The 22,949-nt window shown below is 68.1% G+C and carries 19 protein-coding genes; 10 read left to right on the top strand and 9 right to left on the bottom strand.

Translation table 11 applies throughout. From position 1 onward, the window contains the following. Nucleotides 1-75 precede the first annotated feature (75 nt). Nucleotides 76-1,857 carry an arginine--tRNA ligase gene (gene argS, locus AC0KUR_RS16465; RefSeq protein WP_059558831.1) on the bottom strand — a complete coding sequence of 594 codons (1,782 nt, stop codon included), beginning with the start codon at nucleotides 1,855-1,857 and terminating at the stop codon, nucleotides 76-78. Nucleotides 1,858-2,057: 200 nt separating this feature from the next. On the opposite strand from argS, the gene AC0KUR_RS16460 reads away from it, so the two are divergent. Continuing rightward, entirely contained in the window at nucleotides 2,058-2,381 is a 324-nt protein-coding gene (locus AC0KUR_RS16460; protein WP_011353361.1) for a DUF1840 domain-containing protein, read from the top strand. 111 nt (nucleotides 2,382-2,492) lie between these two features. Here AC0KUR_RS16460 and metH read toward each other — a convergent pair whose 3' ends face one another. The 5 genes from metH to AC0KUR_RS16435 all read right to left on the bottom strand — a co-directional run bounded on the left by metH (nucleotide 2,493) and on the right by AC0KUR_RS16435 (nucleotide 9,258). Next, the gene (gene metH / locus AC0KUR_RS16455) at nucleotides 2,493-5,210 is read right to left on the bottom strand and encodes a methionine synthase (protein ID WP_473376181.1); all 2,718 of its coding nucleotides are present in this window, start codon (nucleotides 5,208-5,210) and stop codon (nucleotides 2,493-2,495) included. 39 nt (nucleotides 5,211-5,249) lie between these two features. Then, the gene (locus tag AC0KUR_RS16450) at nucleotides 5,250-6,317 is read right to left on the bottom strand and encodes a homocysteine S-methyltransferase family protein (RefSeq protein WP_059558828.1); all 1,068 of its coding nucleotides are present in this window, start codon (nucleotides 6,315-6,317) and stop codon (nucleotides 5,250-5,252) included. 201 nt (nucleotides 6,318-6,518) lie between these two features. After that, entirely contained in the window at nucleotides 6,519-6,776 is a 258-nt protein-coding gene (locus AC0KUR_RS16445) for a BTH_I0359 family protein (RefSeq protein WP_006477667.1), read from the bottom strand. 254 nt (nucleotides 6,777-7,030) lie between these two features. Beyond that, complete coding sequence (locus AC0KUR_RS16440; protein ID WP_473376180.1) at nucleotides 7,031-8,284, bottom strand: DUF3108 domain-containing protein; 1,254 nt, start codon at nucleotides 8,282-8,284, stop codon at nucleotides 7,031-7,033. Nucleotides 8,285-8,391: 107 nt separating this feature from the next. After that, nucleotides 8,392-9,258: an IclR family transcriptional regulator gene (locus tag AC0KUR_RS16435; RefSeq protein ID WP_034189176.1), complete on the bottom strand. Its 867-nt coding sequence runs from the start codon at nucleotides 9,256-9,258 to the stop codon at nucleotides 8,392-8,394. Nucleotides 9,259-9,388: 130 nt separating this feature from the next. On the opposite strand from AC0KUR_RS16435, the gene AC0KUR_RS16430 reads away from it, so the two are divergent. The 6 genes from AC0KUR_RS16430 (at nucleotide 9,389) to rfaE2 (ending at nucleotide 15,368) form a co-directional block, all read left to right on the top strand. Continuing rightward, nucleotides 9,389-10,381 (top strand): fumarylacetoacetate hydrolase family protein, encoded by a 993-nt coding sequence (locus AC0KUR_RS16430; RefSeq protein ID WP_034189177.1) that lies wholly within the window; start codon nucleotides 9,389-9,391, stop codon nucleotides 10,379-10,381. Nucleotides 10,382-10,490: 109 nt separating this feature from the next. After that, nucleotides 10,491-11,318, top strand: coding sequence for an enoyl-CoA hydratase/isomerase family protein (locus tag AC0KUR_RS16425; protein ID WP_034189178.1), 828 nt, complete (start codon nucleotides 10,491-10,493; stop codon nucleotides 11,316-11,318). A gap of 81 nt (nucleotides 11,319-11,399) precedes the next feature. Continuing rightward, nucleotides 11,400-12,137 (top strand): PhaM family polyhydroxyalkanoate granule multifunctional regulatory protein, encoded by a 738-nt coding sequence (locus AC0KUR_RS16420; RefSeq protein WP_124670234.1) that lies wholly within the window; start codon nucleotides 11,400-11,402, stop codon nucleotides 12,135-12,137. Nucleotides 12,138-12,161: 24 nt separating this feature from the next. Beyond that, nucleotides 12,162-13,388: a patatin-like phospholipase family protein gene (locus AC0KUR_RS16415; protein ID WP_473376179.1), complete on the top strand. Its 1,227-nt coding sequence runs from the start codon at nucleotides 12,162-12,164 to the stop codon at nucleotides 13,386-13,388. Nucleotides 13,389-13,853: 465 nt separating this feature from the next. After that, nucleotides 13,854-14,732 (top strand): ferritin family protein, encoded by an 879-nt coding sequence (locus AC0KUR_RS16410; protein WP_034189181.1) that lies wholly within the window; start codon nucleotides 13,854-13,856, stop codon nucleotides 14,730-14,732. Between the two features lie 150 nt (nucleotides 14,733-14,882). Continuing rightward, the gene (gene rfaE2, locus AC0KUR_RS16405; RefSeq protein WP_006477674.1) at nucleotides 14,883-15,368 is read left to right on the top strand and encodes a D-glycero-beta-D-manno-heptose 1-phosphate adenylyltransferase; all 486 of its coding nucleotides are present in this window, start codon (nucleotides 14,883-14,885) and stop codon (nucleotides 15,366-15,368) included. A gap of 16 nt (nucleotides 15,369-15,384) precedes the next feature. Here the strand turns inward: rfaE2 and AC0KUR_RS16400 are convergent, their stop codons facing one another. From AC0KUR_RS16400 to AC0KUR_RS16390, 3 genes are all read right to left on the bottom strand, one after another. Next, nucleotides 15,385-15,627 (bottom strand): hypothetical protein, encoded by a 243-nt coding sequence (locus AC0KUR_RS16400; RefSeq protein ID WP_473376178.1) that lies wholly within the window; start codon nucleotides 15,625-15,627, stop codon nucleotides 15,385-15,387. Between the two features lie 197 nt (nucleotides 15,628-15,824). Next, the gene (locus tag AC0KUR_RS16395) at nucleotides 15,825-16,610 is read right to left on the bottom strand and encodes a type III pantothenate kinase (protein ID WP_200086519.1); all 786 of its coding nucleotides are present in this window, start codon (nucleotides 16,608-16,610) and stop codon (nucleotides 15,825-15,827) included. Beyond that, nucleotides 16,607-17,524 carry a biotin--[acetyl-CoA-carboxylase] ligase gene (locus AC0KUR_RS16390; protein ID WP_473376177.1) on the bottom strand — a complete coding sequence of 306 codons (918 nt, stop codon included), beginning with the start codon at nucleotides 17,522-17,524 and terminating at the stop codon, nucleotides 16,607-16,609. The genes AC0KUR_RS16395 and AC0KUR_RS16390 overlap by 4 nt, the downstream gene beginning before the upstream one ends. Nucleotides 17,525-18,569: 1,045 nt before the next feature. Here AC0KUR_RS16390 and AC0KUR_RS16385 point away from each other — a divergent pair. The 3 genes from AC0KUR_RS16385 to AC0KUR_RS16375 all read left to right on the top strand — a co-directional run bounded on the left by AC0KUR_RS16385 (nucleotide 18,570) and on the right by AC0KUR_RS16375 (nucleotide 22,856). After that, nucleotides 18,570-19,160 carry a fimbrial protein gene (locus tag AC0KUR_RS16385; RefSeq protein WP_034189185.1) on the top strand — a complete coding sequence of 197 codons (591 nt, stop codon included), beginning with the start codon at nucleotides 18,570-18,572 and terminating at the stop codon, nucleotides 19,158-19,160. Nucleotides 19,161-19,284: 124 nt separating this feature from the next. Then, nucleotides 19,285-20,025 carry a fimbrial biogenesis chaperone gene (locus AC0KUR_RS16380; protein WP_473376224.1) on the top strand — a complete coding sequence of 247 codons (741 nt, stop codon included), beginning with the start codon at nucleotides 19,285-19,287 and terminating at the stop codon, nucleotides 20,023-20,025. A 260-nt stretch (nucleotides 20,026-20,285) separates the two neighbouring features. Continuing rightward, nucleotides 20,286-22,856, top strand: coding sequence for a fimbria/pilus outer membrane usher protein (locus AC0KUR_RS16375; RefSeq protein ID WP_473376176.1), 2,571 nt, complete (start codon nucleotides 20,286-20,288; stop codon nucleotides 22,854-22,856). Nucleotides 22,857-22,949 lie beyond the last annotated feature (93 nt).

Raw genomic sequence — 22,949 nt, 5'->3', positions numbered from 1 at the left:
AGTCACCTGCAAAAAGAATCGTGAAAAGGCCGCGGCAGGCGCTGCCGCGGCCATTCGCTGCCCGGATCGGGCTGCTTACATCTTGGCGGGCGCGGACACGCCGAGCACCGCCAGGCCGTTCTCGAGCACCTGCCGGGTCGCGGCGAGCAGCGCGGCGCGCGCATTGCGCGGCGCTTCGTCGTCGACCAGGACGCGCTCCGCATTGTAGAACGAGTGGAATTCGCCAGCGAGATCGCGCAGGTAGAACGCGACCGCGTGCGGCGCCAGCTCGTTCGCCGCGTGCGTGAGCATGTCCGGGTACTCGGCCAGCTTCTGCATCAGCGACGCCGCCTGCGCGCTCGTCAGCTGCGACAGGTCGGCGCCCGGCAGCTGCGCGACGTCGACGCTGTAGCGCGACTTCAGTTCGTTGAGCACCGAGCAGATCCGCGCATGCGCGTACTGGACGTAATAGACCGGGTTTTCGTCGTTCTGTTTCAGCGCGAGGTCGATGTCGAACACGAATTCGGTATCGGCCTTGCGCGAGATCAGGAAGAAGCGCACCGCGTCGCGGCCGCGCGTGATGGTGGCCTCGTCGATCAGGTCGGGTGCCGCTTCCTGGCCCGCCGCCGCGCCGCCCGACCATTCGATCAGGTCGCGCACCGTCACGTAGCTGCCCGCGCGCTTCGAGATCTTCACTTCCTGGCCGTCGCGCATCACGGTGACCATCTTGTGCAGCACGTAGTCGGGATAGCCCTTCGGAATCCCGATGTGCAGCCCCTGCAGGCCGGCGCGCACGCGCGCGATCGTGCCGTGGTGGTCCGAGCCCTGGATGTTGATCACCTTCGTGAAGCCGCGCTCCCACTTCGTCACGTGGTACGCGACGTCCGGCACGAAGTACGTGTACGTGCCGTCCGACTTGCGCATCACGCGATCCTTGTCGTCGCCTTCGTCGGTCGTGCGCAGCCACAGCGCGCCGTCCTGCTCGTAGGTCATGCCGGCCTTGATCAGCGCGTCGACCGTCTTCTCGACGCGGCCTTCGCTGTACAGCGACGACTCGAGGTAGTACTGGTCGAACTTCACGCCGAACGCCTGCAGGTCCATGTCCTGCTCGCGACGCAGGTACGTGACCGCGAACTTGCGGATCGCGTCGAGATCCTCGACGTCGCCCGTGCCCTTGACCGGTTCGCCGTCCGACGCGGCGACCGTCTCGCCGTTCAGGAAGTCGCGTGCGATGTCGGCGATGTATTCGCCGTTGTACGCGGCTTCCGGCCAGCCCGCGTCGCCCGGCTTCAGGCCGCGTGCGCGCGCCTGCGTCGAGATCGCGAGGTTGCCGATCTGCACGCCGGCATCGTTGTAGTAGAACTCGCGGTGCACCGCGTAGCCCTGGCTCGCGATCACGTTCGCGAGCACGTCGCCGAGCGCGGCCTGGCGGCCGTGGCCGACGTGCAGCGGGCCGGTCGGGTTCGCCGACACGAATTCGAGCAACACTTGCTTGCCTTTTTCGCGATCCGACGTGCCGAACGCGCGGCCCTGGTCGAACACGGCGGCGATCACCGCCTGCTTCGCGGCGGCCGACAGGCGCAGGTTGATGAAGCCGGGGCCGGCGATCTCGGCGGCTTCGACGAGGCCTTGCGCGGCCGGCTGCGCGGTGAGCGCGGCGACGATCTGTTCGGCGAGCTGGCGCGGGTTCGTGCCGAGCGGCTTGGCGAGCTGCATCGCGACGTTGCACGCGACGTCGCCGTGCGCGGCGACCTTCGGACGCTCCAGCGTGATGGTCGGGGCGACGGACGCCGCATCGGCGCCTTTCAGCGCGTGTGCGACCTGCTTGACGCTATCCGCGAGCAGGGCTTCGAGGGTCTGTTTGTGTGCTGGCAGCATGCTGGTAGAAGGCTTCGTTGGTGGCGGCCGGAAACGCCGGCCCGCCGGCGCGCTTTTTAAGCGCGCGTTTCAGGGATCGCAGAATTTTAACAGGTGCTAATATGCCGCTCAGGCGGTCCGCGTCCGCGAGGCCGGACGCCGGTCTGCCAGCGTTCCCCAACCGCGCCGCGCAGGCACAACAAGATGAAAAGGGAATTGTCATGATTACGTTCAAGAGCAAGGCGGCACAGGATCTCGACGTGCTGAAGGATTTCGCCGTGTACGTGCTGGGCCTCGTCGGCAAGCAGCTGGGCGAGCGCGGTGTGATTACGCACGACGAACTGGACCACGCGATCGCCAAGCTGGAAGGCGCCGTTGCGCAGGCGAAGCAGGAACGCGCCGAGCATGCCGGCCATTTCCACGAGGACGAAGCCGACCACGCGCACCACGAAGTGCCGCCGAGCCTGGCACAGCGCGTCGCGCCGTTCCTCACGATGCTGCGCGAGGCGAAGGCCGGCGAGGCCGACGTGCACTGGGGCTTCTGAGCTTCGTTGCCCGGCAGGTCGAAAGACCGGCAACGCAAGAAAAAGCCCGCTCGAACGCGGGCTTTTTCTTTTGTCTGATCAAAAGGGCGGGTGGCCGCCCGTCCGCGTCGATCAGAGCTGCGGCGCGAGCGCGCGGCGCGCGTCGTCGAGCGACAGCGCCATGCGCCGCGCGTAATCCTCGAGCTGATCCTGCCCGATTTTGCCGACCGAGAAATAGCGGCTGTCCGGATGCGCGAGGTAGAAGCCCGACACGCTCGCGGCCGGCAGCATCGCCAGCGAGTCGGTCACGCTCATGCCGATCTCGTCCGCATGCAGCACGTCGAACATGTCGCGCTTCACGAGGTGATCGGGGCAGGCCGGGTAGCCGGGCGCCGGGCGGATGCCCGCGTACTTTTCCGCGATCAGCGCGTCGTTGTCGAGCGTCTCGCCGCTCGCGTAGCCCCACAGCTCGCGGCGCACGCGCGCGTGCATCGCTTCGGCGAACGCTTCCGCGAAGCGGTCGGCGAGCGCCTTCAGCATGATCGCGCTGTAGTCGTCGTGGTCGGCTTCGAACTGCTTTTCCTTCACGTCGACGCCGAGGCCGGCCGTCACCGCGAACATCCCGATGTAGTCGGCCACGCCCGACGCCTTCGGCGCGATGAAGTCGGCGAGCGAACGGTTCGGCCGCATCACGCCGTCGACCACCGGCCGCACGCTCTGCTGGCGCAGGTTGCGCCACGTGAGCAGCACTTCCGAGCGCGATTCGTCGCTGTAGATCTCGATGTCGTCGTCGTTGACGGTGTTCGCCGGCAGCAGCGCAATCACGCCGCTCGCGGTCAGCCAGCGACCCTGGATCAGGCGCGCGAGCATCGACTTCGCGTCGGAGAACACGCGCCGCGCCGATTCGCCGACGATCTCGTCGTTCAGGATCGCCGGGTACGGGCCCGCGAGGTCCCAGGTCTGGAAGAACGGGCCCCAGTCGATGTAGTTCGCGAGCTCGCCCAGGTCGTAGTTCTTGAACACGCGGCGGCCGATGAACTTCGGCTTCACCGGCGTATAGCCGGCCCAGTCGACCTTGGTCTTGTTCGCGCGCGCCTCGGCGAGCGTGACCATCGGCTGCGCCTTGCGGTTCGCGTGCTGGTCGCGGATGCGTTCGTAGTCGGATTTCAGCTCGTCGAGGTACTTCGCCGCGCCTTCGTCGGACAGCAGGTTCGACGCGACCGACACCGAGCGCGATGCGTCCGGCACGTAGACGACCGGGCCTTCGTAGTGCGGCGCGATCTTCACGGCCGTGTGCACGCGCGACGTCGTCGCGCCGCCGATCAGCAGCGGGATTTTCTTCACGCGGAAGTAGTCGTCGCGCTGCATTTCGGACGCGACGTACGCCATTTCCTCGAGGCTCGGCGTGATGAGGCCCGACAGCCCGATGATGTCCGCGCCCTCGACCTTCGCCTTCGCGAGGATCTCGTTGCACGGGACCATCACGCCCATGTTGACCACTTCGAAGTTGTTGCACTGGAGCACGACCGACACGATGTTCTTGCCGATGTCGTGCACGTCGCCCTTCACGGTCGCGATGACGATCTTGCCCTTCGCGCGCACGTCGCCGCCCGCTTCCGCGAGCAGGCGCTTTTCTTCCTCGATGAACGGGATCAGGTGCGCGACGGCCTGCTTCATCACGCGCGCCGACTTCACGACCTGCGGCAGGAACATCTTGCCCTGGCCGAACAGGTCGCCGACGACGTTCATCCCGTCCATCAGCGGCCCTTCGATCACGTTGATCGGACGGCCGCCGGCCGCGGCGATCTTCGCGCGCGCTTCCTCGGTGTCCTCGACGATGAAGTTCGTGATGCCGTGCACGAGCGCGTGCGCGAGGCGCTTCTCGACCGGCTGGTTGCGCCACTCGAGGTTCTCTTCCTTCTTCGCGGCGCCGGTCTTGAACTTGTCGGCGATCTCGAGCAGGCGGTCGGTCGAATCCGCGCGGCGGTTCAGGATCACGTCCTCGACGCGCTCGCGCAGTTCCGCGTCGAGATCGGCGTACACGCCGAGCTGGCCCGCGTTCACGATGCCCATGTCCATCCCGGCCTGGATCGCGTGATACAGGAACACGGTGTGGATCGCCTCGCGCACCGGGTCGTTGCCGCGGAACGAGAACGACACGTTCGACACGCCGCCGCTCACCTTCGCGTACGGCAGGTTCTGCTTGATCCAGCGGGTCGCCTCGATGAAGTCGACCGCGTAGTTGTTGTGCTCCTCGATGCCCGTCGCGACCGCGAAGATGTTCGGGTCGAAGATGATGTCTTCCGGCGGGAAGCCGACTTCGTTCACGAGGAAGTCGTACGAGCGCTTGCAGATCTCGGTCTTGCGCTCGAACGTGTCGGCCTGGCCCGTTTCGTCGAACGCCATCACGACCGCGGCCGCACCGTAGCGGCGGATCAGGTTCGCGTGGTGGCGGAACGCGTCCTCGCCTTCCTTCAGCGAGATCGAGTTCACGATCGCCTTGCCCTGCACGCACTTGAGGCCGGCCTCGATCACCTCCCACTTCGACGAGTCGATCATGATCGGCACGCGCGCGATGTCCGGCTCCGATGCGATCAGGTTCAGGAAGCGCACCATCGCCGCCTTCGAATCGAGCATCGCCTCGTCCATGTTGATGTCGATCACCTGCGCGCCGTTCTCGACCTGCTGGCGCGCGACGGCGAGCGCCTCGTCGAACTGGCCGTTGAGGATCATCCGGGCGAACGCCTTCGAGCCGGTGACGTTGGTGCGTTCGCCGACGTTGATGAAGAGCGTCCCGGGCGTGACGTTGAACGGCTCGAGGCCGGCAAGGCGCATCATGTGATCGGTCATGGCGGTGCGAATTCTGGTGATGAAGGACGTGGGGGGCGGTCAGGCGTTGTCGCTGTACTGGTTCGGCCAGCGGCGCGGCTTCACGTCGGCGAGCGCCTTCGCGATTTCGGCGATGTGTTCGGGCGTCGTGCCGCAGCAGCCGCCCGCGAGGTTCACGAGCCCGGCCTGCGCGAATTCCTTCAGCAGGCCCGACGTGACGTCCGGCGTTTCGTCGAAGCCCGTGTCGCTCATCGGGTTCGGCAGGCCCGCGTTCGGGTAGCACGACACGTAGGTGTCGCACAGCTTCGCGAGCTCGGCGATGTACGGGCGCATCAGCGCCGCGCCGAGCGCGCAGTTCAGGCCGAACGTGAGCGGCTTCGCATGGCGCAGCGAATTCCAGAACGCCTCGACCGTCTGGCCCGACAGGATCCGGCCCGACGCGTCGGTGACGGTGCCCGAGATCATGATCGGCAGGCGCTCGCCGGTATCCTCGAACAGCTCGTCGAGCGCGAACAGCGCGGCCTTCGCGTTCAGCGTGTCGAAGATCGTCTCGACGAGGAACAGGTCGACGCCGCCGTCGAGCAGCGCCTTCGCCTGCTGGTAGTACGACGTGCGCAACTCGTCGAACGTGACGTTGCGCGCGCCCGGATCGTTGACGTCGGGCGAGATGCTGGCCGTCTTCGGCGTCGGCCCGATCGCGCCCGCGACGAAGCGCGGCTTGTCCGGCGTTGCGTATTTCGCGGCCGATTCGCGCGCGAGCCTCGCCGACTCGACGTTCATCTCGACGACGAGATCTTCCATCCCGTAGTCGGCCTGCGCGACGGTCGTCGCGCCGAACGTGTTGGTCTCGACGATGTCGGCGCCGGCCGCGAAGTACTGGTCGTGGATCTCGCGGATGATCTGCGGCTGCGTGAGCGACAGCAGCTCGTTGTTGCCCTTGATGTCGCGCGGGAAATCCTTGAAGCGCTCGCCGCGATACGCGGCTTCGTCGAGCTTGTAGCGCTGGATCATCGTGCCCATCGCGCCGTCGAGGATCAGGATGCGCGATTTCAGCAGCGCGGGCAGTGCGGCGCCGCGCGTGTAGGGCGCGTCGAGCGGGACGGAAGCGGCGAGAGGGGTCGCAGACATGGGCGGAAGACCGGCGAAGACGGAAAACCGCCATTGTAGCCGGTGCGCCTGAGCGCCGCCCGGCCTTGCGCCGCGCGGGCGGCCCGCCAAATGAAAACCCCCGCCGGCGAACCGGGCGGGGGCGTGATCGGAGTGCTCGCGGGGGCCGCGCGGCGTGCGCGGCGAATGGCCCGGCCGCACGAGGCGCCGGGCCGCGGGTCGTCAGTGCAGCACGACGGGCATCATCATCAGGCTGTCGAATTGTCCGAGGAATTCGTCGACCTCGTCGAGCGACGGCTCATCCTCGATCAATTGCTTCACGTGTGCGCGGAATCGTTCGGCAAGCTCGCCGTCGATGAAGATTTCGCGCTGCGCGTTCTTGTCGACGATTTCGTATCCGCCGGCATTCATCAGATGATGGCCGGCCTGCGGCGCGAATTCGACGACGCAGTAGTTGGGGCTGTTGTAGATCATTTGCATGGCGGCACTCCTCTTCGCAGTGGCATCTGGCCTTGTTGTCCCCTAGGTGGGGCGAGCCTTGCCGGTTTCAAGGGGCTTGCGCTGCACACCCCGTTCCCGTTTGCGTGGGGTGTATCGGTTAGAAGCCGATATCGATGAAACGTTTCCCATTGTCTGCCGGTGGACGGAAATAGTTGTTAAAGAGTGTCATCGGCCATTTCACGGGAATCTGTAATCGGTCGAAATTGCCGAATCGCGTGCGCTTACGCGCGGGTTCACTGTGTGACAGTCGAAGCAGCCGGTTGGGCGGGCGGTTGCACGGCGGCCGGCGGCACCGGTTGGGCCGGTTCCGCGGCCGGTGTGGGCGAGGCCCCCGGCGCCGGCGCGCCGGCGGGCGCGTTCGTTGCGCCGCCCGGCGGCGCGGCGTCGGCCGGCACGCTCGGCGCCGCGAGGGGGCCATGCCACACCAGCTCGATCTGTGCACCGTTCGGCTCGGTCTGCATGAGTCGCGCGGGCAGCCAGCCGAGCGACGGCGCGAGCCACATGTCGATGCGGCGCGTATCGCCGTCCCGGCGCGGCAGGCGCATGAAGTGCCGCGCGTCGATAATGCCGGCCTGCGTCTGCACCTGCTCGTCGCCGATCACGGCGATCGGCCAGGTCTCGCCGCTGTTGTTGTCGATCACGAAGAACTGCTGCGTGACGCCCGGCTTGTACGCGGACGGATTGCCGCGCACGAGCCCCGACAACTGCATCAGCATGCTGAAGCGGTCCTGCACGCCGTCGGGCAGCGGTGCGTTGTTCGGCGTGCGCGTGAACACGACCTGCCGGATCTCGCGGTTGAAGATCGCGATGTCTTCCGGCCGCTTGCCGCGCTTCTCGACGTAACGGTCGGGCGCGATGCCGAACGCGTCGATGCGGCCTTCGCTGCGATAGGTGAACGGGCCGACGAACGGCACGGGCATTGACACCGACAGGTCGTACGTGTGCCCGTCGGTGCGCCAGCGGATCGTGCCGATCATGTTCTGCATCCCGTTGTAGAACGTGTCGTATTGCAGGTCGCCGGACGGGGGCGCGGCGAACTTCACGCCGCTCGTTGCAGGGCCCGGCGTCGCGGCGCTGCCGGCGCCGGCGGCCGATGCGGCTTGCGCGCCCGACGCACCCGGTACGCCGCTCGCCGCCGACGCGGCGGCAGGCGGCGGTTCGCCGTGCTCGGCCGTCTGCGTCGACGTGAGGACCGGCTCGGGCGCCGGCGCGGGTTTCGGCGCGGCAGCCCTGGGCGTGGCGGGGGCCGGGCGTTCGACCGGCTTCGGCGCCGGCGGGGCAGGCTGGCGCTCGATCGGCCGCGGTTTCAGCAGCTCGATCTGCACGGGGATTTCGGCGGGCGGCGGCGTGAACGATTCGCGGCTGCGCATCAGCCAGACGGCGGCGAGCGCATGCAGCACCAGCACGACGACGAGCGCGACGGCCACGCGCAGCCAGCGGCGGGGCAGGGCGTGACTCGGGCGGATGTCGGCGGGCTGAATGGGCATCGGAACAGGATCGGGGCGGTCGCGTGACGTCGGGCGCGCAAGCGCGCCACAGGAATCGGACCGTCGGATGCGCTGCGCGTTCGCGATGCGAGACGTGTACCGGTGCGTCAGGCGTCGCGTGCGTCGGGACTATAGCCGAGTTCGTAAGACAGTTTCCGCGCGCATGCGCGCAGCGCGGTGTCGATCTCGCCGCCCCACGCGATGTCGAACGAGCCTTCCTGGCCGAGCGCGACGAGCGCGAGCGCGAGTTCGCCGACCGCATCGAATACCGGCATGCAGAACGCGTGGATCGTCGGCAGCAGCATCCCTTCGACGCGCGCGGCTTCGTGCCGGCGCACGTCGGCGAGCACCGCGTCGACCTCGTCGAGCGTGCGCGGGCCGCCGTGGTGCGGCGAGCGGCGCGTATCGGCGAGTTCGCGCTCGAGCATCGCGGCGGTCTTGCCGCGCGGCAGGTACGCGGCGAACAGCAGGCCCGTCGCCGAGCCGAGCAGCGGCATCACGTCGCCGAGCTTCAGCGACGCCTTCGCCGGATGGCTCGATTCCATCCAATGCACGATCGTCGGCCCCTGGTTGCCCCACACCGCGATACCGACCGTCTGGTCGAGGCGGTCGCGGAATTCGGTCAGCGCGATCCGCGCGAGCTTCACGCCGTCGACGCGCGCGAGCCGCGCGAGCCCCATCTGCAGCGCGAAACCGCCCAGCTCGTAGCGGCCGGACACCGGGTCCTGCGACACGACGCCGAGCCGCGAGAAGCTGACGAGGTAGCGGTGCGCCTTCGCGGGACTCATGCCCGCGCGCTGCGCGAGATCGCGCAGCATCATCGCGCGCGGCTCGCTCGTCAGCACGTCGAGCAGGCGGAAGCCGACCTCGATCGACTGGATGCCGGAACGGACTTTCTCGCCGTGCTCGCCGGAAGCGGCGTCATCGGTGTCGGAGTCGGCGAGATCGTCGTCGGGAAGCGGGCTGGCGGGCATGGGCAACGGGTGCGCGAAAATGCGGCAGGAATCGGGGCGGAAACGGCAGGCGCGATCGTCGCGCGCCGCATGGATTCACCATCGTAAAATAGATTCCCTCCATCGTCACTACAACGGCAGAGTCCCCCTTATGAAACTTGCTTCGCTGAAGGACGGCACGCGCGACGGCCAGCTGATCGTCGTGTCGCGCGACCTGCACACCGCGGCGATCGCCGACACGATCGCGCCGACGCTGCAGCGCGTCCTCGACGACTGGGCGTTCTACGCGCCGCAGCTGCGCGACCTGTACGACGCGCTGAACCACGGCCGCGCGCGCCATGCATTCGCGTTCGATCCGGCCAACTGCATGGCGCCGCTGCCGCGCGCGTTCCAGTGGGCCGACGGCTCCGCCTACGTGAACCACGTCGAGCTCGTGCGCCGCGCGCGCGGCGCGGAGATGCCGCCCGAATTCTGGACCGATCCGCTGATGTACCAGGGGGGCAGCGACGATTTCCTGGGCCCGCGCGACGACGTCGTGTGCCCGTCGGAGGAATGGGGCATCGATTTCGAGGCGGAAGTCGCGGTGATCACCGGCGACGTGCCGATGAGCGCATCGCCCGACGCCGCGTTGAAGGCCGTGCGGCTCGTCACGCTCGTGAACGACGTGTCGCTGCGCAACCTGATTCCGGCCGAGCTCGCGAAGGGTTTCGGCTTCTTCCAGAGCAAGCCGGCCACCGCGTTCGCGCCGGTCGCCGTGACGCCCGACGAGCTCGGCGACGAATGGCGCGAAGGCCGCGTGCACCGGCCGATGATCGTCCACTGGAACGGCAGGAAGGTCGGCCAGCCCGATGCGGGCACCGACATGGTGTTCCACTTCGGCCAGTTGATCGCGCACGCGGCGAAGACGCGCAACCTGCGTGCCGGCTCGATCGTCGGCTCGGGCACGGTGTCGAACAAGGACGCGAAGCGCGGCTACTGCTGCATCGCCGAGAAGCGCTGCCTGGAGACGATCGAGCACGGCGCGCCGCAGACCGAATTCATGCGCTACGGCGACACCGTGCGCATCGAGATGTTCGACACGGCCGGCAAGTCGATCTTCGGCGCGATCGAGCAGTCGGTCGCTCCGCCCGACGGCGCGGCGTAAGCCGCGTACCGCGACACCCGGCCCCGGTCCGCGCGCCGGGTTTCGCCCGATGTTTGCCCGCGCGGGCTTGGCTACACTCGATTCAAGAGCGTCGAACAAGGAGCGGCACATGGCCGATCTCGCCGCGTACGGCGGTTACGAAGCACTGAAGGTGACGCGCCGCGACCACGGCGTGCTCGACATCGTGATGAGCGGCGAGGGCGCGAACCGCAGCGGCCTCGCGACCGCGAACGCGCGCATGCATCGCGAGCTCGCCGACATCTGGCGCGACGTCGACCGCGATCCCGACACGCGCGTCGCGGTGATCCGCGGCGAAGGCAAGGGCTTTTCGGCGGGCGGCGATCTCGCGCTCGTCGAGGACATGGCCAACGACTTCGACGTGCGCGCCCGCGTGTGGCGCGAGGCGCGCGACCTCGTCTACAACGTGATCAACTGCAGCAAGCCGATCGTGTCGGCGATGCATGGCCCGGCCGTCGGCGCGGGGCTCGTCGCCGGGCTGCTCGCCGACATCTCGATCGCCGCGCGGGATGCGCGCATCATCGACGGCCATACGCGGCTCGGCGTCGCGGCCGGCGACCACGCGGCGATCGTGTGGCCGCTGCTGTGCGGGATGGCGAAGGCGAAGTACTACCTGCTGCTGTGCGAGCCCGTGAGCGGCGCGGAGGCCGAGCGGATCGGGCTGGTCTCGCTCGCGGTCGAGCCGGCCGACCTGCTGCCGAAGGCGTACGAAGTGGCCGAGCGGCTCGCGCAGGGTTCGCAGTCGGCGATCCGCTGGACCAAGTACGCGCTGAACAACTGGCTGCGCTCGGCCGGCCCGACCTTCGATACGTCGCTCGCGCTCGAATTCATGGGCTTCTCGGGGCCCGACGTGCAGGAGGGCATCCGCTCGCTGCGCGAGCGGCGCCCGCCCGCGTTCCCCGGCGACGCGCCGTTCTGACGCGCGCGCTATGATCGATTCACGCGCGGCCGCGCGACGCATGGCGGCCGCCTCGCTTCCCCAGTCAAACAGGATGCCCGTATGACGACCGATGCCTCCGACGCCAACCCTTTCGCCGGCTTTGCCGGCTTCAAGCCCGCCGACATGATGGACCGCATGTGGGACATGATGCGGATGTCGCCGTTCGGCGGCATGGCGCCGTTTCCCGGCGCGGCGACAGGGCTGCCGCCGTCGCTGTCGAGCATGTCCGACATGATGGCGCCGCTCACGAGCGTCGAGGAACTCGACAAGCGGATCACCGATCTGCGCGCGGTCGAGCAGTGGCTGAAGCTCAACCTCGGGATGCTGCAGTCCGCGATCCAGGCGCTCGAGGTGCAGCGTGCGACGCTCGCGACGCTGCGTGCGTTCGGCGCGTTCGCGCAAAGCTCGATGTCGGCGGCCGAGGACGCGGCCGTTGCCGCCGCGCAGGCGGCGAAGGCCGCGCCGTCCGGCGACGCGGCGCCGGCGCCGGATGCCGCCGATGCGCCCGCCGGCGACGCCGGGCAGGCGTTCGACCCGGCCGGCTGGTGGAACCTGCTGCAGTCGCAGTTCAACCAGCTCGCGAGCCTCGCGATGGCGCAGCCGGGCATGCAGCCCGCCGCGCCCGGCGACGCGCCGCCGGATGCGGCCGCCGCGCCGGAGCCGGCCGCGAAGCCGGCGCCGGCGGCCGCCGCGCCGCGCAAGCCCGCCGCGAAGCGCGCAAAGCCGTCCGGCTCCGCCGCGGCGCGCGCCGCCGCCGCTTCGTCGCCCGAAACGCGTCCGCCGAAGCGCTCGACGTGACGCGGCGCCGGTAGCAGGTCGATCATGCGGCTCGCGCTCGTTCTGATGGGGGGCGGCGCGCGTGCCGCCTACCAGGTCGGCGTGCTGAAGGCGCTGGCCGAGATCGCGCGCGAAGCCGATCCGCAGCGGCACACGCTGCCGTTCGCGGTGGTGTGCGGCTCGTCGGCCGGCGCGATCAACGCGACGTCGCTCGCGAGCCACGCGGACGATTTCTCTCACGGCGTGCGGCGCCTGCTCGAGTTCTGGGAGCCGCTGCGCGCCGATTACGTCTATCGCAGCGACTGGCTCGGCATCGCGGCCGCCGGCGCGCGCTGGCTCGCGACCATGACGTTCGGCTGGGCGGCCCGCCGCTCGCCGCGCGGGTTGCTCGACAACACGCCGCTCGCACACCTGCTGCAGCGCGAGCTGAGCTTCCACCGGATCGAGCAGATGCTCGAGGCGCGGCTGCTGCATGCGCTTTCGATCACCGCGCTCAGCTATTCGAGCGGCCGGCACCTGACGTTCTACCAGGCGGCGCAGCCGATCCAGGCATGGCGGCGCGCGCAGCGCACCGCGCGGCTCGTCGACCTGTCGGCGTCGCACCTGCTCGCGTCGTCGGCCATCCCGTTCGTGTTCCCGGCCGTGCCGCTCGTGCTCGACGGGCAGATCGAATACTTCGGCGACGGGTCGATCCGGCAGATCGCGCCGCTGTCGCCGGCCATCCACTTCGGTGCGGACCGGATCGTCGTCATCGGCGCGGCCGACCCGCGCCCCGAAATCCCGGCCGCGAACGGCGCCGGGCTGGTGCGCGGCTACCCGACGCTCGCGCAGATCGGCCAGCAGGTACTCGCGAGCGTGTTCCTCGACTCGATCGGTTCGGACATCGAACGCATCGAGCACATCAACCGGATGATCGAGCACCTGCCGCACCAGGTCGAGGTCGACAGCGGCTGGCGGCACGTCGACGTGCTCGCGATCGCGCCGTCCGAGCGCATCGAGCTGATCGCCGCGAAGCACCTGAAGCAGATGCCGGCGACGATGCGCGGGCTGCTCGGCGCGATCGGCGGCAGCCAGCCGGCCGGCGCGTCGTTCGCGAGCTACCTGCTGTTCGAGGAGGCGTTCACGCGCGAGCTGATCGAGCTCGGCTACGTCGACGGGCGCGCGCAGCGCGACACGCTCGCCGGCTGGATCGCGCAGGCGGACGGCGGCGGGGCGCCCGCGGCCGGCACGCCGCCGGAAGGCGGCCACACGGCCGGAAAAATACGGGTCTGACACGCGCAGGAGAATGTAAGGTTGCGTTTTCGCGACGGTTGCCCGCGACCGATCGCCGCACCACGGTTGGCGGCGCGAGACCGGCGGGCGTCTCGGAACCGTCATGCACGCGTGCTATCATGGCCGCCGCCGTATACACCATATCGAGCAGCCCGCCGATCCGGCATCCGCACGGGACCCTCCGGGGAACCCGCCTGGGGCAGGGGACGGGCGCGCCAACGAGCCGGCCAGCGCCGGCCCCCAACGCAGGCAAGCGTGGCCGGCTTCGTCCGAACGGAGCGCGGCTGCGGCATGCCCAACGGCGGCGACGCGGCCGCACGGCTGCCGGACGAGGAATCAACGTCCGGCGGGCCGGTTTCCCGCGTAAAATTTGAGTCTTGGCTGCAAAAAGCGCGCGTGGCGCGCTGGCGCGGCAACAGTCACGTTTAGAGAAGTCGCATTGCGCAGAACAGGGGTGGGACCATCATGAACACGATGCTTTATCCGGAACTTTACAGGTCGCTCGAAGCCGTCCGCTGGGACATGGAGAAGGACATTCCGTGGGACAAGTTCGACGCTTCGCTGCTCACCGACGAGCAGGCGAAGACGATCAAGATGAACGCGATCACCGAATGGTCGGCGCTGCCCGCGACCGAAATGTTCCTGCGCGACAACCAGCACGACAGCGATTTTTCCGCGTTCATGAGCGTGTGGTTCTTCGAGGAGCAGAAGCATTCGCTCGTGCTGATGGAATACCTGCGCCGCTTCAAGCCGGACATGGTGCCGACCGAAGAGGAACTGCACGCGGTGCGCTTCCAGTTCGACCCGGCGCCGCCGCTCGAGACGCTGATGCTGCACTTCTGCGGCGAGATCCGCCTGAACCACTGGTACCGCTGCGCGGCCGACTGGCACACCGAGCCCGTCATCAAGCAGATCTACGAAACGATCTCGCGCGATGAAGCGCGTCATGGCGGCGCCTACCTGCGCTACATGAAGAAGGCGCTGAACAACTGCGGCGACGTCGCACGCGCCGCGTTCGCGAAGATCGGCGTGTTGATGGCGTCGGCGCGCCGCACCGAGAAGCCGCTGCATCCGACCAACCTGCACGTGAATCAGGCGCTGTTCCCGCGCGACACCGTGCAGTCGCGCCTGCCCGATCCGGAATGGCTCGAGCGCTGGCTCGACGAGCAGATCCGTTTCGACGGGGAGTGGGAAAAGAAGGTCGTCGAGCGGATCCTGCACAACCTGTCGATCCTGTTCGAGCGTACGTTCGCGACCGCGCAGGAGCTGAACCGCTATCGCAAGGAAGTCACCGGCCGCCTGCAGGCCGAAAGCGGCCCGTCGTCGGCCGCGCAGCCGGCCTGAGGCCGGCAGGTGCCGCCGCCGGCGTGATGCGCGCCGGCCGCACGGCGCCGTCGCGTATTCGTTGCATGAAGCCCGCCTGGCCAGCCCGGCGGGCTTTTTAACTGGCGCCGCCGTTGCGCGGGCCATCGTTCATTCCGTCCGATCTCCACCATGTCCGCTACCTTCGAACGCAAGCTGATCACCCGCGATGCCCTCGTCGCACTGCGCGCGTCGCTGCCGTCGCCCGTCGTGTTCACCAACGGCGTCTTCGACATCCTGCATCGCGGCCACGTCACGTATCTCGCCGACGCGAAAGCGCTCGGCGCGTGCCTGATCGTCGGCGTGAACAGCGATGCGTCGGTGCGCATGCTCGGCAAGGGCGACGACCGGCCGATCAATCGCGAAGAAGACCGCGCGGCACTGCTCGCGGCGCTGGAAAGCGTCGACTGGGTCGTGACGTTCGGGGAAAAGACGCCGGTGTCGCTGATCGAGGCCGTCCGTCCGGACATCCTCGTGAAGGGCGGCGACTACGACATGGATGCGTTACCGGAATCGGCGCTCGTGCGCGGCTGGGGCGGCCGTGCGCTGGCGATTCCGTTCGAGCACGACCGCTCGACCACCGCGCTGCTGAAGAAGGTGCGCGCGCAGCAGCCCTGAGCGCGGACCGGCGCCGTCAGGGCGCGGACGCGGCGAGCGGTGCGGTCGTGACCGCCGGCGGCGCGATCGGGCCGCCGATGACGGGCTGGTCGGTCGCCTGCGCGAGCGGCGTCACGCGCAGCGCGTCGGGCCGCACCTGCCGCGACAGCACGCCGGGTTCGCGCGGGCCGGCCGCCGGCAGCGGCCCGAACACGCCGCGTGCCGCCACGAACGCGAGCATGTTGGCGAGAAAGAGAACAGCGATCAGCCAGCGCAGCATCGTCGAAACTCCTTGTCGTCATCGACGTGGTTCACGTCATTCAGTCGAGCCGGCCGCATGGCCGGCTTTTTCATGGTTCGCGCCGATCGATTGCGCGGGCGGTTGCAGCCGCGCCGCGCGCCCCGCATCGTCGGTGTGACGCGCGTCCGTCCGGACCCGCGCCGTCACGTACCGGCGCGCTGCCGGCACCTGTTCCGTCAATCCTGCGCGGCCTCGGCCGCGATCAGCGCGAGCCCGGACAGGATCAATGCATCGTGCCGCGTATGCGGGACCGTCAGCGCGCGCGCGACCTCGTCCGCCGCACCGCCGGCCAGTACGAGCCGCACGGGCGCCTGCCAGGCTTCGGCCAGGTCGCGCCACGCGCGTTCGATCAGCCCGGCCTGCGCATACAGGCACCCGGCCGACAGCGAGCGCGGCGTATCGACCTGGAACGGCTCGGCCTGCGCACCGGCGAGCAGCCCGCTCGCGATATCGGTGGTCAGCGTCGGCAACTGCGCGGTGTGCGTGCCGAGCGCGCGCATCATCAGCGCCCAGCCCGGCGCGATCAGCCCGCCCGTGAAGCGGCCGTCCGCGCGCAGCGCCTCGAGCGTCGTCGCGGTGCCGAACGTCGCGATCAGCAGATGCTCGCCGGGAAACGCCGCGTGCGCGCCGATCAGGCCGGCCCAGCGGTCGCTGCCGAGCTGTTCGGGTGTCGTATAGCCGTTCGTCACGCCGCATTGCACGGGCCGCGCGCGGATCGTCGTGCGCGGCAGGCCCGGCCAGCGCCCGTCGAGCAGCGCGTCGATCCGCGCGGCGACGTCGGCGCCGGCGACGTTCGAGATCCACGCGCCGTGCGGCCGCGCCAGGCGCGACCAGTCGGGATCGGCGCCGCCGTCGCGCGTGTGGCCGAACGCGCCCGTATCGACGAGCGTGCGCCGCGTGTCGGCGAGCGCCCACTTGATCCGGCTGTTGCCGGCGTCGATCAGCAGGTGCGGCTCGCTCATTGCGCTTCGCGCAGCGATACGTCGCCGGCCGCGATCGTCTGCACGCCGTCCGGCGTGTCGAGCAGCAGTTGCCCGGTCGAGTCGATGCCCGTCGCGATGCCGCGCGCACGTTCGACACCCTGCTCGAGCAGCACGACTTCGCGGCCCGCATACGCGTGCAGCGCGTGCCAGCGCGGCAGGAACGGCGCGAGGCCGTCGGTGCCGAACTGCGCGAGCGCGGGCGTGAGTGCGTTCAGCGACGCGGCGAGCGTATCGGTGAGGTTGGCCGACGCGCATGCGATCGACAGCGCGGCGGGCGGCAGCCCGCTCGCGAGCGTCGCTTCGCGCGCGCGCAGCGCATCGACCTGCGCGGCGACGGCTTCCGCGCCGCGCACGTTGATGCCGAAGCCGATCACGACGGCGGTGGCGTCGGCGGTGGTCCAGACGGTTTCGATCAGGATCCCGGCGAGCTTGCCGACGAGGTGCGGCGCGCCGTCGTCGGTCATCAGCAGCAGGTCGTTCGGCCATTTGAGCGCGACGCGCGCGCGCGCGTCGAGCGGCAGCGTGGCCAGCCCTTCGGCGAGCGCGACGCCGATCGCGATGCTGAGGCCGCCGAGCGCGTCGACGGGGCGCGGCACGATGCAGCCGACCGAGCACAGCAGCGCATTGCCGGGCTGCGCGAACCACGGGCGGCCCTGCCGGCCGCGGCCGGCCGTCTGCTCGAACGCGACGCGCACGAGCGGCGCGGGCAGGGCCTGGGCGTTGCGCGGCAGCGCCTTGAGCCGCGCCGCGACGTCGGCGTTGGTCGAGCCGGTGGCGGCGACGATGTCGAGCGGCCACGCGCGCGGCGCGGCGTCCAGATGGGCCTCGAGCCGGTTGCGCGCGATGTGCGCGTCGCCGGATTCGGGCGTGTCGGAGGAGGTGGGGGCGTTCATGGCGCCTATTGTAGCGACAGGGGGCGGGGGCGCGTCGGGAAGCGGGGAGGCGGGGATGCGCCCCTTGCGGTGCCGGGGCCGGGGCGTCGCTGAATGCTCGACGCCATCGCGTGGCGTTGTCGGCCAATGAGGCGTTGCGCCGCGCGCAACGGACGATCGTTATTCGGGGTTTCGAATTTTCCTGATTGATTCCCGATTTGCGGTCACGCGTTTGGGGGGCTGCGCGATTTTCGCCAATTCGAGATGAAAGAGGACCGCGGATGAGTCGCCGGGCCGCGAGATTGCTCCACCATTTCTCAGGTCCGATATCACGGGTTGCGGCGGGCGTCGCGTCACTGCCTTCCCATGAATTCGAGGATTTCCGTTCCAACTCTCCGCATTGGCCCTGGCAGCGTATCCGATTCCCGGCGCATCCGTTTCATAAACGGGATGCGAACGCCCGGCGAGGACATACGTCACGTTCGGAACGAATGTGCCATGTCAGGCCGCTGTGCCCCGATCTGTCGGACAGTCGTTGTACAGCGCATGCGTGGTCGATGTCTTCAGCGCACGCGTGCCGATCAGCGTGCCCGGTACCAATGCGTCGCGCGACGCGGAGATGCCGGCCGGGGTGATCGGCGCTGCCGCCGCGACTCGGACGTATCCGCAAGCTAGGGCTTCTGCGCGCGATACGCCGGACAGAAGAAGCCGACGAAAAGCATCCTCGCCAACAGCAGGCTTCGGGTGGTCGTTCGCACTCGCGATACCGCAAAAGCATCGAAGAAATCTGACTCGTCCCCAACCTGCACTCCGGTCACAACGGGTCGCGTCTTCCTGGTCGATGACCGGCTTGGCTCGCGGGTCCGCTCATATGGGACATCAAACGAAAAACCTCAATATCGTACTTGTCCTATTTGAAAATCAAATCAAATCGGTCGCGTCCAATTCGATAAATTGTCCGAAATTTCGATAATGGTCTTCGAATCGCGCTTCGTCATTTTTAGACACGAGCACCGAATGATGCATGCACGTTTCAAATCATCAACCATCGTTTGAGATCAATACCATGAAACTCGCAACCAGCACCAAGATCGTTTCGACCCTTCTGGCCGTGGCAGGCCTCGGCCTGGCATCGGCGGCCCACGCGGCGGACGGCACCATTACGTTCACCGGCAACGTTACCGCGGCGACCTGCAAGATCGACGGTACGGCCGCGGGCGCGACGTCGAACAAGTCGGTCGCCATGCCGACGGTCAGCTCGGGCTCGCTGAACGCCGCGGGCGCGGTCGCCGGCCGCACGGCCTTCGGCTTCAAGCTGACGGGCTGCGCGGTGGATAGCGACAATTCGAAGGGCAACCCGACGAAGGTCCAGGTCATGTTTGAAAACGCAACGAACGTGACGGCCGACGGCAAGCTGTCGCTCGACAAGGGCACGATCGAAGCGCCCGAAGCGAAGAACGTCGTCCTGCAGGTCCTGAACGACCAGCAAGCCCCGATCAAGGTCGGCGCGAACTCGCTGGACCAGAACTCGCAAGTCGTCTCGATCGGCGAGGACGGTACCGCCCAGCTGAACTTCTTCGCCGAATACCTGGCGACGGGCGCGGCGACCGGCGGTTCGGCCAATTCGAAGGTCCAGTACTCGCTCATCTACCAGTAAGTCTCGCGCTTGCTCCGGCCCGCTCGTTCGACGGGCCCGGGGCGGTGTGCCGATGCATGCCGCCCCGCGGGCCATCCCCTTGCCGCCCGTCGACATCAACGACCAGCACCCTTCGAGAGTTCACATGAACGTCATCAGAAAATCGCTCCAAACCGTCGCTCTGGCCACCGTCCTGATTGCTTCGCAAGCCTGCGCGAGCGTCGTGCTCTCCGCGACGCGCGTCGTTTTTCCGAGCAACGAGCGCGAGATGACGATCAAGCTGACGAACGATGGTCCGGGGCCGGCGCTGATCCAGGCCTGGATCGACAAAGGTGACGCGCATGCGTCGCCGGAAGCCGTCGACGTGCCGTTCACGCTGACGCCGGCGATGTTCCGCATGGAGCCGAACAAGGGGCAAACCTTGCGGCTGCTGTATGCGAACGAGCCACTGCCTGCCGACAAGGAATCGCTGTTCTGGCTCAACGTGCTGGAAATCCCCCCGAAGATCGCGAACGCCGAGCGCAACCAGCTTCAGGTCGCGTTCCGGACGCGCATCAAGATCATGTTCCGCCCGCAGAACCTGCCCGGCAGCGCGCAGAACGCGCCGGCGCAGGTCCGCTGGCAAGTCGCGCGCGGCACCGGCGGTCATTACGTGCTCAACGCGACCAATCCGACGCCCTACGTCGTCAACCTGGGCAGCGTGCAGCTTCAATCGAGCGGCCATCAATACGATGCGGGCGCGGGCTACGTCCTGCCGGGCGGCACCCAGGCCTTCCCGGTCCCGGACCTCAAGGCGCCGCCCGCGGCCGATGCGCGTGTCCGGTTCGGCAGCATCAACGACTGGGGCGCCTCGGCCAACCACGAGATGCCCGTTTCGATGCAATGACGCCGAGCCGGCTGCTCGCCGGCAGGGCTGCCTGACACAGCGCCTACTCGTGTAACGCGTCGTGCGTGATTGCGCAGGCGCGCGCCGCTTCATGGCCTTTTTGCCTCTCCCGGAGCGCCCTTGCCATCCGCGCCCATCGGGCGCCCATGTCCCGGCCCGTGTTTTCGATTTCAATCCGACGCAAATAGGAGTCCTCAGGAATGACATCGTCGATCCGACATCTTCGTCCGGATGAGACCCGATTGCCGCGGCTCAAGCCGATGTCCGTGCTGATGCTGTCCGCCCTTGCCGTCTGGTCGATCGACAGCCGCGCAAACACCGACACCGCGGTGCCCGCTGCCCGGGAAGCGTTACAGGTCGCGCAGATCGACGTCGCGCAGGCCCAGTTCGACCCCGACTTCCTGAGCAACGGCGCAGGCCAGGCAGTCGACATCACGCGCTTTGCGCGCGGCAACGTCACCGCGCCGGGTACCTACGCCGTCGATCTCGTCGTCGGCGAGGACTGGGTCGGTCGATACGACATCGAATTCAAGGCCGCGCCCGGCACGCCGGACGCGCAGCCTTGCTTCGACGAGAAAACGCTGCGCCGTATCGGCATCGATTTCACGAAACTTCCCGCGCAAACCGTCAAGGCCGTCACGATCGACGGAGAATGCCGGCGTATCGGCCAGCTCGTGTCCGAGGCAAGCGCGTCGTTCGACTTCAGCGAGCAGCGCCTGACGCTCAGCATCCCGCAGGCGTCACTGGTACGCCGTGCGCGTGGCTATGTGAGCCCCGACCAGTGGGACGACGGCGTGCCTGTCGGCATGCTCGATTACAACCTGAACGTCTACAGTTCGAAGGTCAAGGGCAGCCGTGCGGACACGCAGGGTTATCTCGGGCTGAACAGCGGCGTCAATATCGGCAACTGGCACTTCCGCCACAATGGTTCGTACTCGTGGTCCGAGCGCGGCGGCAGCCGCTATCAGAACGTGTCGACCTACGTGCAGCGCGATCTGCCCGCGCTGTCGTCGCAACTCGTACTCGGCGAAACGTTCACGTCCGGCGAGCTGTTCGACTCGGCCCAGTTTCGCGGCGTACGGCTGTCGACCGACGACCGGATGCTGCCCGACTCGATGCGCGGCTACGCGCCCGTCGTACGCGGCGTCGCGAACAGCAACGCGAAGGTGACGATCCGCCAGAACGGCGTGACGCTGTACGAGACGACCGTCTCGGCCGGTCCGTTCGAGATCAACGACCTGTACCCGACCGGTTATGGCGGCGACTTGCGCGTGTCCGTCACCGAGGCGGACGGTTCCGTCCATACGTTCTCCGTCCCTTATGCGGCGGTTCCGCTGTCGCTGCGACCCGGTATCCAGCGCTACAGCTTCGTCGCGGGCGCGCTGCGCAACCAGCAGGGCACGAGCAACCCGCTGTTCGCGCAAGCCACCTATCAGCGCGGCCTGACGAACCTGCTGACCGGATACGGTGGCGTGACGGTTGCGGCCGGTTATACGGCGGCGATGCTGGGTGGCGCCTTCACTACGCGGGTCGGCGCGCTCGGTCTCGACTTCACGCAGGCCGTCACGTCGGTTCCCGGCGTGAAACGCTTCAGCGGCTCGAGCCTGCGGATCAGCTATTCGAAGTCCGTCGCCTCGACCGGCACCGACGTATCGATCGCCGCATACCGCTACTCGACGAACGGTTATTTCAACCTCAACGACGCGATGAGCGCCCGCGACTCGGTCCGCAACGGCTATTCGGTCGACACCGTCTGGCGGCAGCGCAATCGCGCATCGCTGATGGTCAGCCAGCGCCTCGGCAAATCGGGCGGGCAATTGAGCCTGACCGCGTCGGCCGCCAGTTACTGGAACCGCTCGGGCTCGGATATCGACTACTCGGTCGGTTACAACAATTCGTTCCGGAATATCTCGTACAGCCTGTCCGCCACGCGCCAGCGCAATGTCGGCGGCAACATGAGCACGCTGTACTACGCCAGCGCGACGATTCCGTTCGGCAAGTCCGGCTCGACGATGCTGACCAGCAACCTGTCGCACGACACGCAAGGCCGCACGCAACTGCAATCGATGCTGTCCGGCTCGCTCGGCGTCGACAACGCGTTGTCGTACAGCGTCGCCGCGAACCACACGAACGGCCAGGGCAGCGCGAGCACCGACGGCAGCGGCAACGTCACATATCGCGCACGCTTCGCCGAGTTCAACGTCAGTGCCGGCGGCAGTTCGAACTACCGGCAGGGTTCGGTCGGCATTCGCGGCGCGGCGGTCGCGCACGGCGGCGGCATCACGCTGTCGCAACCGCTGTCGGAAACGTTCGCCATCGTCGAGGCCAAGGGCGCGGAGGGTGCACGGCTCACGAGCGCGTCGGGCGCGCGGGTCGACCACCGCGGTTACGCGATCGTGCCTTACCTCACGCCGTACAACATGAACACGGTCGAACTCGACCCGAAAGGCATCTCGATGGATGTCGAACTGAAGGAAACGAGTCAGCAGGTCGCGCCGCGCGCCGGCGCCGTGCCGCTGCTCAGGTTCGACACCGATATCGGGCGCGCCGCCGTGATCCAGGCGCGCCGGGCGGACGGCACGCCGCTGCCGTTCGGTGCGGCCGTGACCGACGATACCGGCAAGAGCCTCGGCGTCGTCGGCCAGGCCAGCAAGATCTTCGTGCGCGGCCTGAAGGACCAGGGCGAGCTCACGGTGAAGTGGGGAGACGACGCCCGCTCGATCTGCCGCATCGAATACATGTTGCCGGTCAAGCAAGGCAACAACAAGCCGGCTTCCTTCGAGCCGATCAAGGGCGTATGCGGCGCGAAGACGCATGCCGCGGCGCTTTGATTCGCGGGTTACGCCCCCGCACCATCCGGCATCGATGGGTAACGTGCCAAGTAACGGAAAGCGACGGAGCTGATGCGTCGCTTTCCGGGTTTT

Source organism: Burkholderia sp. YHN3-13 (genome assembly GCF_055810675.1).
Note: the sequence above shows the minus strand (reverse complement) of the source record. Positions and strands in the feature narration are given on the sequence as shown.

What these genes read in the sequence shown, in the direction of transcription:
- argS (WP_059558831.1), bottom strand. Translation starts at nt 1,857, where the DNA reads ATGCTGCCAGCACACAAACAGACCCTCGAAGCCCTGCTCGCGGATAGC.
- AC0KUR_RS16460 (WP_011353361.1), top strand. Translation starts at nt 2,058, where the DNA reads ATGATTACGTTCAAGAGCAAGGCGGCACAGGATCTCGACGTGCTGAAG.
- metH (WP_473376181.1), bottom strand. Translation starts at nt 5,210, where the DNA reads ATGACCGATCACATGATGCGCCTTGCCGGCCTCGAGCCGTTCAACGTC.
- AC0KUR_RS16450 (WP_059558828.1), bottom strand. Translation starts at nt 6,317, where the DNA reads ATGTCTGCGACCCCTCTCGCCGCTTCCGTCCCGCTCGACGCGCCCTAC.
- AC0KUR_RS16445 (WP_006477667.1), bottom strand. Translation starts at nt 6,776, where the DNA reads ATGCAAATGATCTACAACAGCCCCAACTACTGCGTCGTCGAATTCGCG.
- AC0KUR_RS16440 (WP_473376180.1), bottom strand. Translation starts at nt 8,284, where the DNA reads ATGCCCATTCAGCCCGCCGACATCCGCCCGAGTCACGCCCTGCCCCGC.
- AC0KUR_RS16435 (WP_034189176.1), bottom strand. Translation starts at nt 9,258, where the DNA reads ATGCCCGCCAGCCCGCTTCCCGACGACGATCTCGCCGACTCCGACACC.
- AC0KUR_RS16430 (WP_034189177.1), top strand. Translation starts at nt 9,389, where the DNA reads ATGAAACTTGCTTCGCTGAAGGACGGCACGCGCGACGGCCAGCTGATC.
- AC0KUR_RS16425 (WP_034189178.1), top strand. Translation starts at nt 10,491, where the DNA reads ATGGCCGATCTCGCCGCGTACGGCGGTTACGAAGCACTGAAGGTGACG.
- AC0KUR_RS16420 (WP_124670234.1), top strand. Translation starts at nt 11,400, where the DNA reads ATGACGACCGATGCCTCCGACGCCAACCCTTTCGCCGGCTTTGCCGGC.
- AC0KUR_RS16415 (WP_473376179.1), top strand. Translation starts at nt 12,162, where the DNA reads ATGCGGCTCGCGCTCGTTCTGATGGGGGGCGGCGCGCGTGCCGCCTAC.
- AC0KUR_RS16410 (WP_034189181.1), top strand. Translation starts at nt 13,854, where the DNA reads ATGAACACGATGCTTTATCCGGAACTTTACAGGTCGCTCGAAGCCGTC.
- rfaE2 (WP_006477674.1), top strand. Translation starts at nt 14,883, where the DNA reads ATGTCCGCTACCTTCGAACGCAAGCTGATCACCCGCGATGCCCTCGTC.
- AC0KUR_RS16400 (WP_473376178.1), bottom strand. Translation starts at nt 15,627, where the DNA reads ATGCTGCGCTGGCTGATCGCTGTTCTCTTTCTCGCCAACATGCTCGCG.
- AC0KUR_RS16395 (WP_200086519.1), bottom strand. Translation starts at nt 16,610, where the DNA reads ATGAGCGAGCCGCACCTGCTGATCGACGCCGGCAACAGCCGGATCAAG.
- AC0KUR_RS16390 (WP_473376177.1), bottom strand. Translation starts at nt 17,524, where the DNA reads ATGAACGCCCCCACCTCCTCCGACACGCCCGAATCCGGCGACGCGCAC.
- AC0KUR_RS16385 (WP_034189185.1), top strand. Translation starts at nt 18,570, where the DNA reads ATGAAACTCGCAACCAGCACCAAGATCGTTTCGACCCTTCTGGCCGTG.
- AC0KUR_RS16380 (WP_473376224.1), top strand. Translation starts at nt 19,285, where the DNA reads ATGAACGTCATCAGAAAATCGCTCCAAACCGTCGCTCTGGCCACCGTC.
- AC0KUR_RS16375 (WP_473376176.1), top strand. Translation starts at nt 20,286, where the DNA reads ATGTCCGTGCTGATGCTGTCCGCCCTTGCCGTCTGGTCGATCGACAGC.